Source organism: Micromonospora sp. A3M-1-15 (assembly GCF_024213425.1).
GTDB classification, from domain to species: Bacteria; Actinomycetota; Actinomycetes; order Mycobacteriales; family Micromonosporaceae; genus Micromonospora; species Micromonospora chersina.
On the sequence record NZ_JANAVK010000009.1, the window covers coordinates 27956 to 45243 of the forward strand.

Below are 17288 nucleotides of genomic sequence, written 5' to 3' on the forward strand. Positions count from 1 at the left end.
CGCGGTACGTCGGGGAGGGGTTGCGGCGTCATGGCTGGTTCGGTCGTCGGGGTGGGGTACGGCGGGCGCGGCCCCGCCGGGCGGCGGCGCGCAGCGCGGCGCGGGCGAGTTCCGGCCGGTCGGCGGCGCCGTCGAGGCTGGCGGCGAGGGCCCGCACGGTCGGGTGGCGGAACAGGTCGAGCATGGTGAGGGAGCGGCCGGTGGCCTCGGTGAGCCGGGCGTGCACCGCGGCGAGCGCCATCGAGTGGCCGCCGATGTCGAAGAAGTTGTCGCCGACACCGACCCGGTCCCGGCCGAGCACCTCCCGCCAGATGCCGGCGATCAGCTCCTCGGTGGCGGTGAGCGCGTCCGGCCCGCTGGGCAGCGGGGCCCGCGCCGGCTCGGCGGCGGCCACGGTCATGGCGCCGAGCGCCGGGACCCGTACCGCCGGTCGGGGCAGCTCGGACGCGACCCGCTCGGCGGGCGCGTCCGGGTCGGCCGCGAGGGCGCCGACCAGGGCGGCCAGGTCGGCCAGGAGCGCCTCGATCCGGGCCGCGTCGAACAGGTCCGGGTTGTGCACCACCTCGACGCCGGCCCGGCCGTCCCGTTCCACCACGTAGACGGTGATGTCGAAGGGCGAGCCGGGCTTCGGCACGGGCACCGGCTCGACGGCCAGGCCGGCCAGCGCGAGCCGGGGCGGGACGAAGTTGAGCACGTTGAACAGCACCTGCACGAGCGGGGCGCGGGAGGTGTCCCGGCCGACGCCGAGCGCCTCGACGATCCGTTCCAGCGGGGCGCCGGGGTGCTCGGTGACCGCGTGCAGTTCGGCGGCGCACCGGTCGACCAGCCCGGCGAAGGTCGCCCCGCCGGTGCGGACCCGCACCGGCACGGTGTCGATGAAGAAGCCGATGACGTCGTCGAAGGCGGCCAGCCGCCGGTCGGCGACGATCGCGCCGAGCACGTGGTCGTCGCCGCCGGTGAGCCGGCGCAGCAGCTCGCCGAAGCCGGCCAGCAGCACGGCCGCCGCGGTGGTGCCGCGCCGGGCGGCCAGCTCGCGCACCGCCCGGTCGGCCGCCTCGGTGAGCCGCACCGCGGCCTCGACGCCGGCGTAGGTCTGCACCGCCGGGCGGGGCCGGTCCCGGGGCAGGTCCAGCACGGTCGGCGCGCCGGCCAGGTGCTCGGTCCACCAGGCCAGGTCGGCCGCGCCCCGGCGGCGGTCCCGCTCCGCCCGCCAGACCGCGTAGTCGGCGTAGCCCGCGGCGAGCGGCGGCCGGGCCGGCGGGGCCCCGGCGAGCGCCCGGGCGTACGCGCCGGACAGCTCGTCGTAGAGCAGCGCCTCGGACCAGCCGTCGAAGACCGCGTGGTGCACGGTGACGGCGAGCACGTGGGTGTCGGCGGCCAGCCGGTAGACGGTGACCTGCCACGGCGGCCCGGTGGCCAGGTCGAAGGAGTGCCCCGAACCGGCCGCGAGCATGCCGGCCAGCTCTGCCTCGGCGTCGGCGGCGCCGGTCAGGTCGACCACCGGCACGGCCACGTCGGTCGGTTCCTCGCGGACCGCGTACGGCACCCCGCCGGTCTGCGGGATCCGCCAGCGCAGCACGTCGTGCCGCTCGGCCACGGCGCGCAGCGCGGCGCCGAGCGCGGCGGTGTCCAACGGCCCGTGGAGCCGGTGCGCCACGGCGATGTTGTAGGGCGCGCTGGACGGGGCGAGCTGGTCCATGAACCAGAGCCGCCGCTGCGGCGGGGAGAGCGTGGGCGGGTTGCCGGTGGTCAGCCCGTCGCCGTCGGCGGGGGCGGCGGCCCGCACCCGGTCGACAAGCGCGGCGAACGTGCGGTCGGTGAACAGCACCCGGGTGTCGACCCGCCGGCCCAGCTCGGCGCGGAGCGCGGCGACCAGCCGCATGGCGGCGATGGAGTTGCCGCCGGCGGCCAGGAAGTCGCTGTCCGGGCCGGGAACGGCGCCGAGCAGCCGGGTCCAGAGCCGCCGGACCGCGGCCTCGACCGGGTCGCCCCCGTCGACGTCGTCGGCCGCTTCCGGGGCGGGCGCGGCGAGGGCGCGCAGCGCCGGCCGGTCCAGCTTGCCGCTGGTCGGGCTGACGGGCAGCGCGGCCAGCCGCATCGTGCGGGCCGGCAGCATCGCGGTGGTCAGCCGGGGACCGGCGTACGCCCGCAGCGTCTCGTCGTCGGGCGCGTCGGCGGGGGTGAGGAAGGCGACCAGCTCGGTGCCGGCCGGCCCGGGCACGGCCTCGACGGCGACCCGGTCGACGCCGGGATGGCCGGCCAGCACGGCCTCGACCTCGCCCAGCTCGATGCGCTGGCCGCGCACCTTGACCTGCCGGTCGGCCCGGCCCAGGTAGACGATCCGGCCGTCGGGCGCCTGGCGGACCAGGTCGCCGGTGCGGTAGAGCCGCTCGCCGGGGCGGTCGCCGATCGGGTCGGGGACGAACCGTTCGGCGGTCAGCCCGGGCCGGTTGAGGTAGCCGTCGGCCAGCCCGGGGCCGCCGACGAGCAGCTCACCGGTCTCCCCCGGCGGCACCGGGCGCAGCTCGGCGTCCACCACGTACGCGCGGTGGTTGGGCAGGGGACGGCCGATCGGCACCGGGTCGGTGTCGGCGGCGGTGAGGTCGCCGCTGACCGCCAGCACGGTGGTCTCGGTGGGGCCGTAGCCGTTGAGGAAGCGCCGGCCGGGGGCCCAGCGGGCGACCAGCTCGGCGGGGACCGCCTCGCCGCCGCAGAGCAGCACCCGCCAGGACGGCAGCTCCGCCGGGTCGAGCAGGGCGAGCACGGTCGGGGTGATGAAGCCCCAGGTCACCTCGTGCGCGGCGACGAACCGGGCCAGCCGGACCGGGTCGGCCCGGTCGTCGGCGCCGAGCAGCTGCACCGCGCCGCCCAGCAGCAGCGGCACGAACAGGTCCATGGTGGCCGCGTCGAAGCCGAGCGAGGCGATGCCGAGGCTGCGTACCGAGGCGTCGGCGCCGGTCAGCGCGGTGACGCCGGTGACGAACTCGACGGCGTTGCGGTGGGTGGTGAGCACCCCCTTGGGCCGGCCCGTGGAGCCGGAGGTGAACAGCACGTACGCCGGGTCGCCCGGGCGGGCCGGGCAGGGGACGAGGGGGGCCGGGCCGGTCAGCCCGACCGTCTCGACGCCCGGCTCGTCGCCGAACTCGGCCGCCGCGGCGTCGCCGGCCACCACCCGGATCCCGGCGTCGCGGGCGATCTCGCGCAGCCGCTCGCGGGGGCCGCCCGGCTCCAGCGGCACGTACGCGGCCCCGGCCAGCAGCACGCCGAGCACGGTGACCACCAGGTCGGGGGTGCGCGCCCCGCAGACCCCGACCCGGTCGCCGGGGCCGGTCCCGCGCTCGCGCAGCGCGGCGGCCAGCCCGGCGGCCCGGTCGACGAGCTGCCGGTAGGTCAGCCGGGTGTCCCACTGGCGTACCGCCACCGCATCGGGGGTGCGGGCGGCCTGCGCGGCGATCAGGTCGGCCAGGGTCGCGTCCGGCCAGGGCAGGTCCGCCCCGTACGCGGCGCTGGCGGTCAGGATGTCGGTCACCCGTGGTCTCCCCGGTGCTCGGTCGGGTCGGTGATCTGGAGGCGCAGTTCGCTGACGTAGCCGCGGCCCTGCGCGTCGGTGACCCAGGACCGGTCGGGCGCGGGCAGCAGCTCGGAGACCACGATGGGGACGTCCGGGCTGGTGCGGTGGGCGGCGTCCACCATGGCGCAGAGCGACTGCGCGTAGAGCGGGCCGGTCAGGTCGACGTAGCAGGGCTTGATCTCGGTGCCCACCTTCACGAACACCCGCTCGGGCAGCCCGGCGGCCGCCCGCCAGCGGCGTACGGCGAGGTAGCGGGCCGTCTCGTCGGTGTGCCCGGCGAGGCCGCACCCACCGGCCGTGCTCCGCCAGGTGCGGCGGGCCACCACCAGCCGGTCGATGGTGATCCGGGGCGTGTGCGGGGCCGGGTCGAGCAGCTTGAAGGCGTCGATCAGCAGCGAGTCGAGCAGGCTGGCGAAGACCTCCATGAGTGACCAGCGCCCGCCGTCGGGGAAGACCGCGACGAGCTGGCCGGCGGCGACCTCCACGGTGACCGCGGTGGCCGGCACCAGCTGGTCCGGGTCCGCGCCGTGCGCGCTGTCGATGCCGAGCTGGCGGTCGGCGGGCCCGGTCAGCCCGTACGTGGTGCGGGTGGTCCGGCGGGGGTAGCTGTCCGGCCACAGCAGCCGCAGCCGGGCGGGGCCGAGGTCGGCGTCGCCGGCCGCCCGCAGCGCGGCCGGGTCGTGGTGGAACGGGCCGAACACGGCGCTGTCGTAGGCGACGTGGGCCGGGTGCAGCTCGCCGAGCACGAGCAGGAAATCGCCCCGCCGGATCGCCTCCGGCGACGCCGCGCTGAGCTGGACATCCGGGTTGTGCAGCCGGGCCGACGGCCAGCCGGGGCGCTCGGCGGGGAAGAGCTGCCGCACCCGCTCGGCCAGGTCCTCGGCGCGCAGCAGCAGCTCCGCCTGGTCGGCGGGCAGGTCGCGCAGGCCGAACAGCTCCGCCCACCGCTCGGTGAGGGCGGCGCCGGCCCGGCCGATGGGGCCGTCCGGCGCGACGAGGGTCCCCTGGGCCAGCGACCAGAGGTCGGCCAGCCGCACCGGGCCGTCGGCGGCCAACTCGTCGTGCAGCTCGGCGAAGAGCTCGGCGCACCGGGCGGCGACCTCCCCGGTGAACCACCGGGCGGTCTGCAGCACCAGCGCCAGCGGGCCGGCCAGCGCGTCCAGGACGGCCGAGCCGACCGTGAACTCCAGGTCCCGGGCGGTCTCCTCGTAGCAGACGGTGCGGCCCACGTACATCTGGCCGCTCTGGCGGGTGGCCGGCCGGCCGGTCACCGCCGTGAACTCGGTGTTCAGGGCGGCCAGGGCGGCGCCGAGCCGGTCGGGGTCGCCGGCGGCGGCGGCCACCGCGTCCCGGGCCGCGCGGAGCCGGTCGAAGCCGGCCGCGACCTCGGTCCGGACGCCCTCGTCACCGATGAGCCCGATCCGCTCGACGAGCACCCGCTCGGCGTCGGGGCTGACCGGCAGGTTGGCGCCCCAGATGAGCTGGCCGCGGTCGACCCACCGGTCGAGCAGCAGGTAGACGTCGTCGGCGCCGTGCACCTCACCGTCGGCGTGCATCCGCTCCGCCAACTCGATCGCGGGCGTCCGCCCGTCGCAGGCGGCGAGCAGCCGGGCCTCGGTCGGGGTCAGTGCGATCGGCGGGTGCAGCGGCCAGCGCAGCTGGCGCCCCTCGACGGTCAGGTGCGGTTGCAGCGCGGGCGCCCACCAGCGGCGCACCGCCAGGTCGTCACCCAGCCGGTCGGCGTACGCGATCAGCGCCCACGCCTCGAAGAACACGTGCCGCCGGTGGACCAGCGACGGGCCGGGCGACAACCGGACACCCGGCTCCGCCGGATCGAAGGTCCCCCAGCAGACCGGCCCGAAGAAGCCGATGGTCTCCGCCTTGCCGCAGTAGCGCTGCCAGTAGCGCAGCAGGCTCAGCTCGCGCTTGCGCCGGCGTACGTTGCGCACCTCGGGATCGGTGCGCAGCAGGCCGTCGAGCGCCACGAGCATGTCCGGGTTCTGCCAGGTGACCGCCTCGCGCAGCAGCGGGTCGGCGGCGAGCTCGTTCACCACGGCGGACGACTCGGCGAACGCCTCGCGCAGCACCTTGTCGAGCAGTTCCGGGCCGCTCGCGCCGGTCAGCGCCGCGTCGGCGACGGCGGCGGCCTCCGGCGCGGCGAACCGGTCGAGCCCCGCCGCCGGGAACCCGGCGGTGCGCAACACCACGTCCCGCCAGACCGACCAGCCGGTCTCCCCGAGTGGCAGCAGGTGGCTCATCGGTGCTCCGTTCCCTGGGTGTCCACGAGGTGCAGGCGCAGCTCGCTGAAGTAGCGGCGGCCCGCGCCGTCGGGCACCCACGCCTGGTCGGTGGTGGGCAGCATCTCGCTGACGGTGAGCGAGACGTCGTCGCCGCCGTCGACCCGGGCGGCCCGGACCATGGCGCAGAACATGTTGGCGAAGGCCGGGCTGGCCAGGTCCACGAAGCAGGGCTTGGTCTCGGTGCCGAGCTTCACGTAGACCTGCTCGGGCAGGCCGAGCCGGCGCCGCCAGTCGCGGACGGCCAGGAAGCGCTGCCGCTCGCCGGTGGCCGTCGCCAGGCCGCTCTCCCCCACCGTGGTCCGCCAGGTCTGCCGCGCCACCACCAGCCGATCGAGGGTGATCCGGGGCGTGTACGGCGCGGCGGCGACCAGCTTGAAGCCGTCCACCGCGTGGGCGCTGAGCAGCTCCGCGAAGACCTCGGTGAGGGGCCAGCGCTGCCCGTCGGAGGCGGTGGCCACGAGCCGCCCGTCGACCTCGGTGACGGTGAGGTCCACGGTGGGCAGCACCCGGGCCGGCTCCGCGCCCGGCGCGTCCTGGAAGGCCAGGTGCCGGTCGGTGGGCCCGGTCAGCGACTCGGCGGTACGGCTGGTCCGGCGCGGCCAGTCGGCCGGGAAGAGCAGCCGGACCCGCCGCTCGCCCAGGTCCTCGGCCAGCGCGGCGCGCAGCCGCTCCACCTCGGGGTGGGAGGGGGTGAAGACCGCGCAGTCGAACGAGGACCAGGCGGCGTGCAGCTCGCCGAGCACGACGGTGTACTCGCCCCGGGCCAGCGCCGCCGCGTCGGTGGCGCAGATCTGCAGGTCGGGGCTGTGCATGACGGCGTTGGACCAGGTCGGCCGGGCGCCGGGGAAGGCCGCGTCGACCCGGTCGGCCAGGTCGGCCGCCCCCAGCCGCACGTCGGTGGTGCCGGGCGGCAGCGCGTCCAGCCCGAACAGCCCGGCCCAGCGGGCGGCGAAGTCGGCGGCGACCGCGTCGACCGGCCGCTCGCCCCCGCCCCAGAACAGGCCCTGGGCCAGGAACCACAGGTCCGCCAGGGCCACCGGGCCGGTGCCGGCCTCGGCGCGCAGCTCCTCGTAGAGCCCGCGGAACACCTCGTCGTACGCCTCGGCCAGGGCGTTGCCCAGCCACCGGGCGGCACGCAGCAGCACGTCGAGCGGGGCGGCCAGCTCGGCCAGCAGCGGCGCGCCGAAGACCACGTCCAGGTCGCGGGCGCTGTCCTCGTAGCAGATGGTGCGGCCGGCGTACATCTGGCCGGCGCGGCGCACGGCGGGGACGCCGGTCAGCTCGGTGAAGGTGGCGTCGAGGGTGTCCAGGGCGGCTCGCAGCCGCACCGGATCGCCGGCCGACTCGGCCACCGCGTCGCGGGCGGCACGCAGCCGGTCGAACCCGGCCCGGGCGGCGCTCCGGGCGGCCTCGTCGCCGATCCCCTCGATCCGGTCGGCCAGCACCGCCTCGGCGTCGGGGCTGACCGGCAGCGCGGCGTCCCAGCTGATCAGTTCCCGCTCCACCAGCCGGTCGAGCAGGGCGTACCCGTCCTCGGGACGGCGCAGTCCGATGGCCGGGTCGGCCACCAGGTCGGCGGCGCAGCGGCGGCCGTCGGCGGCGGCGAGCAGCGCCGCCTCCACCGGGTTCAGCGCGAGCGGGGGCCGGCCGGGGCGCAGCACGGTCCGGTCCCGGACCGCGAGGTGCGGGCGCAGCACCGGCGGCCACCACCGGCGGACGGCCAGGTCGGCGCCGATCCGCTGGGCGTACGCCGAGAGCGCCCAGGACTCGAACCAGACCCAGCGCCGGCGGGTGAGCCGCGCGCCGGGCCGGATCCGGACGGTCTCCGGTTGGTCGGGGTCGACGGTCACCCAGCAGCTCGGGCCGAAGAAGCCGACCGTCTCGTTCTTGCCGCAGTAGCGCTGCCAGTACTTGAGCAGCGCCCGCTCCCGGTCCCGCCGCCGCACGTTGCGGGCCGCGTCGGCGCCGCCGCGGGCCAGCCCGTCGAACGCGACCAGGGCGCCCCGGTTCTGCCAGGTGACCGCCTCGCGCAGCAGCGGGTCGGCGGCCAGCTCGCTGATCCGCTCGGCGGCGCCGCGGACCGCCTCGTCGAACTCCTTGTCGTACCGGTCCTCGCCGGCGCCGGTGGCGAGCAGCTCGTCGGCCGCCGCGGCGGCCCGGGGCGCGGTGAACAGGTCCAGGCCGTCGGCCGGGAAACCGGTGGTCCGCAGGATGGCGTCGCGCCACACCGACCAGGCGGTGTCGCCGAGCGGCACCCGGTGCGCGCCGCCGGCGGTCCCGCGACCGGCGGCGCGCACCGGGAGACTGTGCGCGACCGGGCCGCCGACGCCGGGGGTCTCGGCGCCGGCGCTTTCCGCGCCGAGCGCCCCGGTCAGGTCGGCGCGGACGAGGGCCAGCAGCTCGGGCAGCTGGTCGTGCAGGAAGAAGTGGCCGCCGGCCAGCTCGTGCAGGGTGAACCCGGCGGCGGTGTGTTCGGCCCAGGCGGCGTTCTGCTCGCGGGTGACCGCCCGGTCGTCCCGGCCGCTGAACGCGACGATCGGCACCGGCAGCGGCTCGCCGGGCACGTACCGGTAGCCGTCCACCCGGCCGAAGTCGGCCCGCAGCAGCGGCAGCAGCAGCTCCACCAGCTCCGGGTGCGCGAACAGCTCGGCGGGGAGGCCGCCGCCGTCGGCGAGGCGGCGCAGCAGCTCCTCGTCGTCGGCGCGGGACAGCCCGTCGAACAGGCCGGGCGCGGTGACGTGCGGGGCGCGGGCGCCGCCGACGTAGAGCCGCAGCGGCAGCGGGCGGCCGGTCCGGCGCAGCTCGCGGACCACCTCGAACCCGAGCCGGCCGCCCATCGAGTGGCCGTAGAGGGCGTACGGGCGGTCGGCCCGGGCGGCGATCGCCTCGGCCACCTCGGCGACGTCGAAGCGCGGATCCTCGTTGATCCGGTTCTCCCGGCCGGGCAGCTGCACCGGGAGCACCTCGACGTACGGGCCGATCCCCTCCTGCCAGCGCCGGAACGCGCTCGCGCCGGCGCCGGCGTAGGGCAGGCAGAACAACCGCACCGGAGCCTGGGGTCGGCTTCCGGCGGAGACGAACCAGTTCACCGCGGACCTTTCTGCACGGGGTCGATCCAGTACCGCTGGCGCTGGAACGGGTAGGTGGGCAGGCCGGTGCGCCGGACCGTGCCCTCGGGGTGCAGGGCGTCCCAGTCGACGTCCCGCCCGGCGACCCAGTCGGCCGCCAGCTCGCGCAGCGGGCCACCGTCGCCCGCGACCCGGGCGTCGGTGTCGAGCAGCGCGTCCAGGCCGGCCAGCGCGCCGGGCAGGTCGGCGGCGACCACCGCTGCCCGGTGGGCGAAGGCCCGCCGGCCGAGCGCCAGGGTGGCGGCCACCTCGGGCAGCGCCGGCGCGTCGCCGCCGAGGTGGGCCCGCAGCCGGGCCAGCGCGGCCCGCAGCGCCGCCGGGGTACGCGCCGACACCGGCAGCAGCCACGGCCCGTCGCCGGGCGGGTCGGCCGGGTCGGCCGGCGGCGGCTGCTCCACCACGACGTGCGCGTTGGTGCCGCCGAGGCCGAAGGCGCTGACCCCGGCCACCCGGCGCGGCCCCTCGGGCCAGTCCCGCGCCTTGGTGGGCACGTAGAACGGGCCGGCGGCCAGGTCGATCTCCGGGTGCGGGCGGGTGAAGTGCAGGTTCGGCGGGATCACCCCGTGCCGCACGGCGAGCACCGCCTTGATCAGCCCGGCGATCCCGGCGGCGGCGTCGAGGTGACCGATGTTGGTCTTGACCGAGCCGAGCGCGCAGGTCTCGGCGGGGGCGGCGCCGGCGTACACCTCCTGCAGCGCGGCGACCTCGATGGCGTCGCCGAGCGGCGTGCCGCTGCCGTGCCCCTCGACCAGGCCGACCTCGCCGGGGGCGATCTCGGCGTTGGCCAGCGCGCTGGCCACGGCGGCGGCCTGGCCGGCCGGCCCGGGCACGGCGAAGCCGGCCCGGTCGGCGCCGTCGTTGGTGACCGCCCAGCCGGGCAGGACGGCGTAGATCCGGTCACCGTCGGCCTGCGCGTCGGCGAGCCGGCGCAGCGCGACCACCCCGACGCCGGAGCCGAAGCCGGAGCCGTTGGCGCCCTCGTCGAAGGCGCGGCACCGGCCGTCCGGGGAGGCCAGCCCGCCGGGGGTGTGCCGGTGCCGGGGCCAGGTGACGGTCACTCCGCCGGCCAGCGCGAGGTCGCACTGGTAGTCGGCGAGGCTCTGCGCGGCGAGGCAGACCGCGACCAGCGAGCTGGAGCAGGCGGACTGCACGGCCAGGGCCGGCCCGGTGAGCCCGAGCCGGTAGGCGACCTGACCGGGCAGGTGGTCGGTGAACTGCCGGCCGATCAGCCGGGCCTCCCAGTCGTCCGGGTCGACGTCGCCGACCACGGCCGGGTTGTCCATGAGGTGGAACAGGAAGTACCGGTTGGCGGAGGTGGCCGAGTAGACGCCGACCAGGCCGGGGAAGCGGTCCGGGTCGTGCCCGGCGTCCTCCAGGGCCTCCCAGGCGGTCTCCAGGAAGAGCCGGTGCTGCGGGTCGGTCCGGGCGGCCTCGTCGGCGCCGAACGAGAAGAAGCCGGCGTCGAAGTCGGCCACCCCGTCGAGCCGGCCGACGGCCCGCACGTGCCGGGGGTCCGCGCGCAGCCCCGGCCCGACGCCGAGGGCGGCCAGCTCCTCGTCGGTGTGCTCGTGGATGGAGTCCACGCCGGTGCACAGGTTCCACCAGAAGGTGGCCATGTCCGGCGCGCCGGGGAAGCGGCCGGCGAGGCCCACCACGGCGATCTCGTCGCCGGTGTACTCGCGGGCCGCGGCGGCCGGCGCGGCAGGCGCGGGCAGCACCGGTGCGCGGACCGCGTCGGGCGGGGCGTCGAGCAGCGCCGCCTGGGCGGCCAGCGTGGGGTGGTCGAAGAGGCGCAGCAGGGGCAGGCGTACGCCGAACCGCTCGGCGAGCCGCTGCTGCACCTGGCCCAGCAGCAGGGACTGCCCGCCGGCGTCGAAGAAGCTGTCGGCGCGGCCGACCGTCGAGCGGCCGAGCACGGCGCACCAGATGTCGTGCACGGCCCGCTCGGTGTCGGTGGCGGGCGCCTCCCCGGCCGGCGCCCCGGCCGCTGGGTCGGGCAGCGCCCGCTCGTCGACCTTGCCGGTGACGGTGAGCGGGAACTCGTCGAGCACCACGACCGCGCGGGGCAGCGCGTACCCGGGCAGCGCGGCGGCGAGCGCGGCGCGCAGCGCGGCCGGGTCGGGCCGGTCGCCGGCCGGTCGGGCGTACGCCAGCAGCTCGCCGTCGCGGGCGATGGCGCGCACGCCGGCCACGCCGGGCTGGGCCGCGAGCACGGCCTCGATCTCGGTCAGCTCGACCCGGTGCCCGCGCACCTTGACCTGCCGGTCGAGCCGGCCGAGGCAGACCAGCTCGCCGCCGGGCAGCCGCCGGCCGAGGTCGCCGGTGCGGTACGTCCGCACCCCGTCGGCGTCCACGGTGAACCGGTCGCTGTCCTGGTTGAGGTAGCCGGGGGCGAGGTGCCGGCTGCGGACGACCAGCTCGCCGGTGTCCGGGGCGAGGTCGACCCGGTAGCCGGGGAACGCGGTGCCGATCGGCAGCGGGCCGGCGGCGGCCGGGTCCACCGTGGACAGCGGCAGCGCGTGCCGGGCCACGAAGGTCATCTCGGTGGCGCCGTAGCCGTTGACCAGCACGCAGTCCGGGGCGAACCGGTCCCGGCCGCAGGCCGCGTCGGCGTAGGTGGCCTGCTCGCCGCCGAGCAGCACCGCCCGGACCGCGTCGAGCCGTCGTTCGCCGAGGGTGTCCAGCAGGTGGCGGTAGACGGTGGGCGTGCAGTGCAGCACGGTGGCCCGGTGCCGGTCGAGCTGCTCGACGGCGTGGGCGAGCCCCTGCCGGCGCAGGTCGACCGGGACCACGGCGGCGCCGGTGAGCAGCGCCGGGTAGAGGTCGGGGATGGCGGCGTCGAAGCTGAACGAGGCGAGCAGGCTGAGCCGGTCGGCCGGGCCGATCGCCAGCGCGTCGATCTGGTTGTCGACGACGTGGGCCAGGTTGCGGTGGGTCTGCCCGACCGCCTTGGGCATGCCGGTGGAGCCCGAGGTGAACAGCACGTACGCCAGCGCGTCGGGGTCGACCGGGACGGGCCGCAGCGGGGCGGGCGGCACCCGGTCGAGCGGCACCACGGTCCGCCCGTCGGCGAGTGCCCGGGCCAGCTCGCGGTGCTCGGCGGCGCAGGCGACGGCGGTCACCCCGGCGGCGGCCAGCATGTGGCGCAGCCGGTCGACCGGGAAGCCCGGGTCCAGCGGCACGTACGCGCACCCGGCGGCGAGGGCGCCGAGCAGCGCCGCGACGGTGGGTGCGCCGTGCGCGGTGAGCAGGGCGACGCGGTCTCCGGGTCGCACGCCGGCGGCGGCGAGCGCGGCCGCGTGCCCCCCGGCCGCCCCGGCCAACTCGGCGTAACCGACCTCGTGGGTCTCGCCGAACAGTGCCGGACGTTCACCGTGATGCGCCGCGACCTCGCCGAAACGATTGATGATCATCGGCTGTGCCATGTCAGCGGGCTGATGTTTCCCCGTGGACGGCAGGCGCGCAGCGTTCGGTGACTGTGATCATGATCCCCCCCAGGACTTCACACTGGAGGCAGAATAAAGCTCAATCTCTCGATGGACAGCGCATCGATACAGGTCAAGCCAAAGGGATGACGGCACGTGGAACCTCGGACGAAGGAATTCGTCCGATCATCCCCCTAGCGCGTAGACGATTTACCGCGTAAGTGTCTACTCGCGAGTTATTTTACGGTGAAAATACTTCCTGGCCGTGGAATTTCCACCGCACGGCCCCTTTGCCGCAGCTCAACCCGGGTCTCGGGGAGCCTGCCTACACATCGTACGGTGGGCGCGGGATCGGGTCGACCATCGCGTCGAATCCCTTGGGAAGTTGTGCCACGAGATCCTGGAACTCGCCGACCGTGACCGTCTCGCGCAGCGTGACGAGGACCGCCCGGGCCCCGACCTCGGCGACCGCCGGGTCCACGCCGGCCCGCTCCGCGACCCGGTACAGGAAGGCCACCGCGCCGCCGGTCGTGCCGCCCTCGCCGGGCGCGGCCAGGTAGCTGCCCACCTCGTCCGGCAGCTGCGCCGCCAGGTCCGCCGACTCGGTGGCGGTGATCCGCTCGGCGAGGGTCTGCAGCACCGCCCGGGAGATCGTGGCGGCCTGCTCGGTGGGTAGTTCGGCACGGCGGGACACCGCCTCGACGAATCGGGGAAACCGCACAGCCGCACTCCTGTCGTCGCCGGCCGCCGCCGGGTGTCCGACCCGTCCGCGCCTCGCGGCCCGGAACGTCGCGCCCGCGGTTACCCGCGCCCGACGGCGGCAAACAGCGAATCGGCCGCGGCGGTCAGCGGAGCGCGCCGAGGGCCCGGAAGTGGTCGAAGATGACCTGATCCACCGGGGAGACCCGGTCCCGGTCGGCGTAGCCGAGCCAGGCCAGCTCCGCGATCTCGCTCGCCGGCCGCAGCGTGCCCCGGTAGTCGGCGGCGTAACAGGTCATCCGGACCAGCGTCCCGGCGTCGTGGCCGTGGGCCTGCGCGGTGAAGACCCCGACCGGCACGGCGGACTCCGGCACGACCGCCACGGCCAGCTCCTCGGCGATCTCCCGGACCAGCGTCGCCAGGTCGCTCTCGCCGGTCTCCCGCTTGCCGCCGGGCAGGTACCAGACGTCCCGGCCCCGCGACCGGGTGCTCAGCACCCGGCCGTCCTCGATCCGGATCCAGGCGACCTTGTCGATCTCGGGCACGGCGCTCCTCAGGCTGCTGTTCCTGGTGATCTCGTGAATCCAACCACCGCGCCGGTTCCCGCGGCCGCCGGGTTTGCCGCCGCCGCGCGACCGGGCACTTCCGCCCTGACGCCCGGGACGCCGGGCGCCGGCGCGGGACGGAGTTGTCGGATGGGATGGCTGGACAGACTGCTGGGTAGGCCTGAGTCCGCGCGGCAGGACGTCGCGGAGCGGCTGACCACGTACGGCCCGTTCCGGACCACGACCGAGACGGTCGAGCTGGACGACCGCGAGACCGTCCGGCGATGGCTTCGGGAACTCGACCCGGATCTCCAGCAGCAGGTGCACGTCCGCCGGCCGTGGGGCGTGATCGCCGCGGTGAGCGACCACCGGGATCCGGTCGGCGTGGTCATGCAGGAGCCGGGCGGCCGGGCCTGGGGCGCCTACGTACCGGGCGCCGACCGGCGGGAACACCTGACGCCCGAGCAGGTCGAAGCCGTGATGCTCGCCGCGCTGACCTCGACCGGACGACCCGACGGGCCGGACTGGCGACCGATCGCCTGATCCGCCCGGCCGCCGCGGCGGGAACCGGGCCGGCGCCGCCGCTCGGTAGGCTCGCCGCATGGCCCGCACCACCCACCCCGGCGCCTGCCCGCTGGACTGCCCGGACACCTGCGTCTGGCAGCTCACCGTGTCCGACGGCCGGGCCGTCGCGCTGCGCGGCGACCGCGACCACCCGTTCACCCGGGGCGCGCTCTGCGGCAAGGTCAACCGCTACCTCGACGCCGTCAACGGCCCCGACCGGCTGACCACGCCCTACGTGCGCACCGGCCCGAAGGGCGCCGGGCGGGTCGCGTACCGGCCGGCGAGCTGGGCGGAGGCGGTCGACCGGGTGGCCGCCGGGCTGCGCGCCAGCATCGAGCGGGACGGCCCCGAGTCGGTGCTGCCCTACTACTTCGCCGGCACCATGGGGCACGTGCAGGGCTGGACGATGGGCCAGCGGCTCTTCGCCCACCTGGGGGCGTCCCGCCTGGACACCACCATCTGCACCGGCGCGGCCCGGGCGGCGCTGCGCTCGATCTACGGCAGCTCGATCGGCTTCGAGCCGGAGTCGATCGTGGCGGCGAAGCTCATCGTGCTCTGGGGCGCCAACCCGCTCGCCACCAACCTGCACCTGTGGCCGTTCGTGCAGCAGGCCCGGGAGCGCGGCGCGTACCTGGTCACCATCGACCCGCTGCGCACCGACACGGCGGCCCGCAGCGACGAGCACCTGGCCCCGCTGCCCGGCACCGACGCGGCGCTCGCCCTCGGCCTCATGCGGCACGTGCGCGACGCCGGGGCGGCCGACGAGGAGTGGCTGGCCGCGCACACCGTCGGCTGGCCCGAGCTGAGCGCCCGGCTCGACGAGTGGCCGGTGGAGCGGGCCGCCGCCGAGTGCGGGCTGCCCGTCGAGGTGCTCCGCCGGCTCGGCGACCGGATCGCCACCACCCGGCCCACCGCCGTCCGGGTCGGCCTGGGCCTGCAACGGCACCACGGCGCCGGTCAGGCGATCCGGGCGATCTGCGCGCTGCCGCTGGTCACCGGCGACTTCCGGTACCCGGGCGGCGGCGCCCTGGTGTCGACCAGCGGGCACCACCCGATCGAGGAGGACCCGGTGGTCCGGCCGCCCGGCATGCCGGCCCCGCCGGCCCGGTCGGTGAACATGAGCCGGCTGGCGACCGTGCTCACCGGGGAGGCCGACCCGCCGGTGACCTCGCTGGTCGTGTTCAACGCCAACCCGGCCGCCACAGCCCCGGACCAGAACCGGCTCTTCGCCGGCCTGCGCCGCACCGACCTGTTCACCGTGGTGCTGGAACAGCGCTGGACCGACACCTGCGACTACGCCGACGTGGTGCTGCCGGCCACCATGCAGCCCGAGCACCTCGACCTGCACTCCTCCTACGGCCACCACTACACGACGCTGAACCTGCCGGTCACCCGGGCGCCCGGGGAGGCGCTGCCGAACACCGAGATCTTCCGGCGGATCGCCGCCGCGCTCGGCATCGACCATCCCCGGTTCTCCGACAGCGACGAGGACCTGGCCCGCCAGTTGCTGGCCGGCACGCCGGTCACCTTCGAGGAGCTGCGCGAGCGGACGTACGCCCGGACCACCGGCGTGCCGGTCGGCGCCGCCCCGTTCGCCGCGGGCGGCTTCCGCACCCCGGACGGCCGGGCCCGGCTGCACGACCCGGCGCTGGCCCGGCTCGGGGTGGACCCGCTGCCCGGGCACACCCCGCCGGTGGAGGCCACCGACCCCGAGCTGGCCCGCCGGTTCCCGCTGGTGCTGCTCGCACCGGCCGGGCGGTTCCTCATGAACTCCACCTTCGCCTCGCTGCCCTGGCACGCCCGGCGGACCGGGCCGCCCCGGGTGCACCTGCACCCGGACGACGCGGCGGCGCGCGGCCTCGCCGACGGCGACGCCGTGCGGGTGCACAACGACCGGGGCGCGTTCCTCGCGGCGGTCGCGGTGGACGAGGCGACCCGGCCGGGGCTGGCCTTCACCTACAAGGCGTACTGGGCGCGGCTGAGCCCGGGGCGGTCCACCGTCAACGCGGTCACCGCCGTACGCGACACCGACCTGGGCGAGGCGCCGACGTTCCACGACTGCCGCGTCGAGGTCGCGCCGGTGCCGGCCGAGCTGCTGACCCCCGAACCGCCCGCCGACGCGGCCGCCGTGCTGGCACCGGCCGCACCCACCGACGCCGCGGCCGTACCGGCCGGCTGAGCCGGGACTTCCGGCCCACCGGCGGGGTCCGTGCGCCCCTGCTTCCCGCCACCGCCTCTCCGTAGCGTCGGAGGCGGAAGTGGAAGAGGGAGGTCGCCATGCGTACGTGGCAGGTGCAGGACGTGATGACCACCGACGTCGCGACGGTACGGGAGGGCACCGCGTACCGGGAGATCGTCGACGTGCTGACCGGCCGGCACGTCACGGCGGCGCCGGTGGTGGACGGCGCGGGGCAGGTCCTCGGGGTGGTCTCCGAGGCGGACCTCATGTACAAGGTGGAGCTGCAGGGGCAGCCGCAGCCGCGGCGGATCCTGCCCGACCGGCACCGGCGGGAGGCCCGGGCGAAGGCCGCCGCGACCCTGGCCGCGGACCTGATGACCGCTCCCCCGGTGACCGTCGCGCCGGACGCGTCGCTGGTGGAGGCGGCCCGGACCATGGACGTCCGGGGGGTGAAGCGGCTGCCGGTGGTCGACGACCTGGGCCGGCTGGTCGGCATCGTGACCCGCGGTGACCTGCTCAAGGTGCACCTGCGGCCGGACGCCGACATCCAACGGGACGTCTGCGACGAGGTGCTGCGCCGCACCCTCGGCGTGCCCGACGGCGTGGTGGACGTGACCGTGCACGGCGGCGTCGTCACCCTCACGGGGCAGCTCGACCGCTGGTCCACGGTGCGTTTGGCGCTGCGGCTGGCCCGGCAGGTCAGCGGCGTGGTGGAGGTGGTCAACGCGCTCGGCTACGCGATCGACGATGCCCCGATGGCCGCGCTGCGGGCCGGCGGCGCGACCCCCGCCGGCATCGCCTGAGCCCCGCCCGGCCGGGCCGCCGGCGTCGCCGCCCCCGGCGACGCCGGCGGCTCAGCCCTCGGCGACGCCGGCGG

The 17288-nt window shown here is 76.7% G+C and carries 9 protein-coding genes; 3 read left to right on the top strand and 6 right to left on the bottom strand.

All coding sequences use genetic code 11. The annotated features are described in order from the left end of the window. Positions 1-28 precede the first annotated feature (28 nt). From NLX85_RS31780 to NLX85_RS31805, 6 genes are all read right to left on the bottom strand, one after another. On the bottom strand, positions 29-3529 hold the full coding sequence (locus tag NLX85_RS31780) for an amino acid adenylation domain-containing protein (RefSeq protein ID WP_254341458.1): 3501 nt from the start codon (positions 3527-3529) through the stop codon (positions 29-31). After that, positions 3526-5829, bottom strand: a complete 2304-nt coding sequence (locus NLX85_RS31785; RefSeq protein WP_254341459.1) for a lantibiotic dehydratase — start codon at positions 5827-5829, stop codon at positions 3526-3528. Before NLX85_RS31785 ends, NLX85_RS31780 begins: the two co-directional genes overlap by 4 nt. Continuing rightward, the gene (locus tag NLX85_RS31790; RefSeq protein ID WP_254341460.1) at positions 5826-8960 is read right to left on the bottom strand and encodes a thioesterase domain-containing protein; all 3135 of its coding nucleotides are present in this window, start codon (positions 8958-8960) and stop codon (positions 5826-5828) included. Before NLX85_RS31790 ends, NLX85_RS31785 begins: the two co-directional genes overlap by 4 nt. Beyond that, complete coding sequence (locus tag NLX85_RS31795; RefSeq protein ID WP_254341461.1) at positions 8957-12412, bottom strand: AMP-binding protein; 3456 nt, start codon at positions 12410-12412, stop codon at positions 8957-8959. The genes NLX85_RS31790 and NLX85_RS31795 overlap by 4 nt, the downstream gene beginning before the upstream one ends. Before the next feature lie 337 nt (positions 12413-12749). Beyond that, positions 12750-13145 (bottom strand): DUF2267 domain-containing protein, encoded by a 396-nt coding sequence (locus NLX85_RS31800; protein WP_254341462.1) that lies wholly within the window; start codon positions 13143-13145, stop codon positions 12750-12752. 124 nt (positions 13146-13269) lie between these two features. Beyond that, the gene (locus NLX85_RS31805) at positions 13270-13668 is read right to left on the bottom strand and encodes an NUDIX domain-containing protein (protein WP_254341463.1); all 399 of its coding nucleotides are present in this window, start codon (positions 13666-13668) and stop codon (positions 13270-13272) included. A 150-nt stretch (positions 13669-13818) separates the two neighbouring features. On the opposite strand from NLX85_RS31805, the gene NLX85_RS31810 reads away from it, so the two are divergent. The 3 genes from NLX85_RS31810 to NLX85_RS31820 all read left to right on the top strand — a co-directional run bounded on the left by NLX85_RS31810 (position 13819) and on the right by NLX85_RS31820 (position 17214). After that, a complete protein-coding gene (locus tag NLX85_RS31810; RefSeq protein WP_254341465.1) occupies positions 13819-14211 on the top strand; it encodes a hypothetical protein in 393 nt (130 codons plus the stop codon). A 58-nt stretch (positions 14212-14269) separates the two neighbouring features. Then, on the top strand, positions 14270-16411 hold the full coding sequence (locus tag NLX85_RS31815; protein WP_254341467.1) for a molybdopterin-dependent oxidoreductase: 2142 nt from the start codon (positions 14270-14272) through the stop codon (positions 16409-16411). Between the two features lie 98 nt (positions 16412-16509). Continuing rightward, complete coding sequence (locus NLX85_RS31820; RefSeq protein WP_254341469.1) at positions 16510-17214, top strand: CBS domain-containing protein; 705 nt, start codon at positions 16510-16512, stop codon at positions 17212-17214. Positions 17215-17288: the final 74 nt, after the last annotated feature.

Coding starts and splice junctions, on each gene's coding strand:
- NLX85_RS31785 (WP_254341459.1), bottom strand. CDS start 5,829: ATGAGCCACCTGCTGCCACTCGGGGAGACCGGCTGGTCGGTCTGGCGG.
- NLX85_RS31795 (WP_254341461.1), bottom strand. CDS start 12,412: ATGATCATCAATCGTTTCGGCGAGGTCGCGGCGCATCACGGTGAACGT.
- NLX85_RS31810 (WP_254341465.1), top strand. CDS start 13,819: ATGGGATGGCTGGACAGACTGCTGGGTAGGCCTGAGTCCGCGCGGCAG.
- NLX85_RS31815 (WP_254341467.1), top strand. CDS start 14,270: ATGGCCCGCACCACCCACCCCGGCGCCTGCCCGCTGGACTGCCCGGAC.
- NLX85_RS31820 (WP_254341469.1), top strand. CDS start 16,510: ATGCGTACGTGGCAGGTGCAGGACGTGATGACCACCGACGTCGCGACG.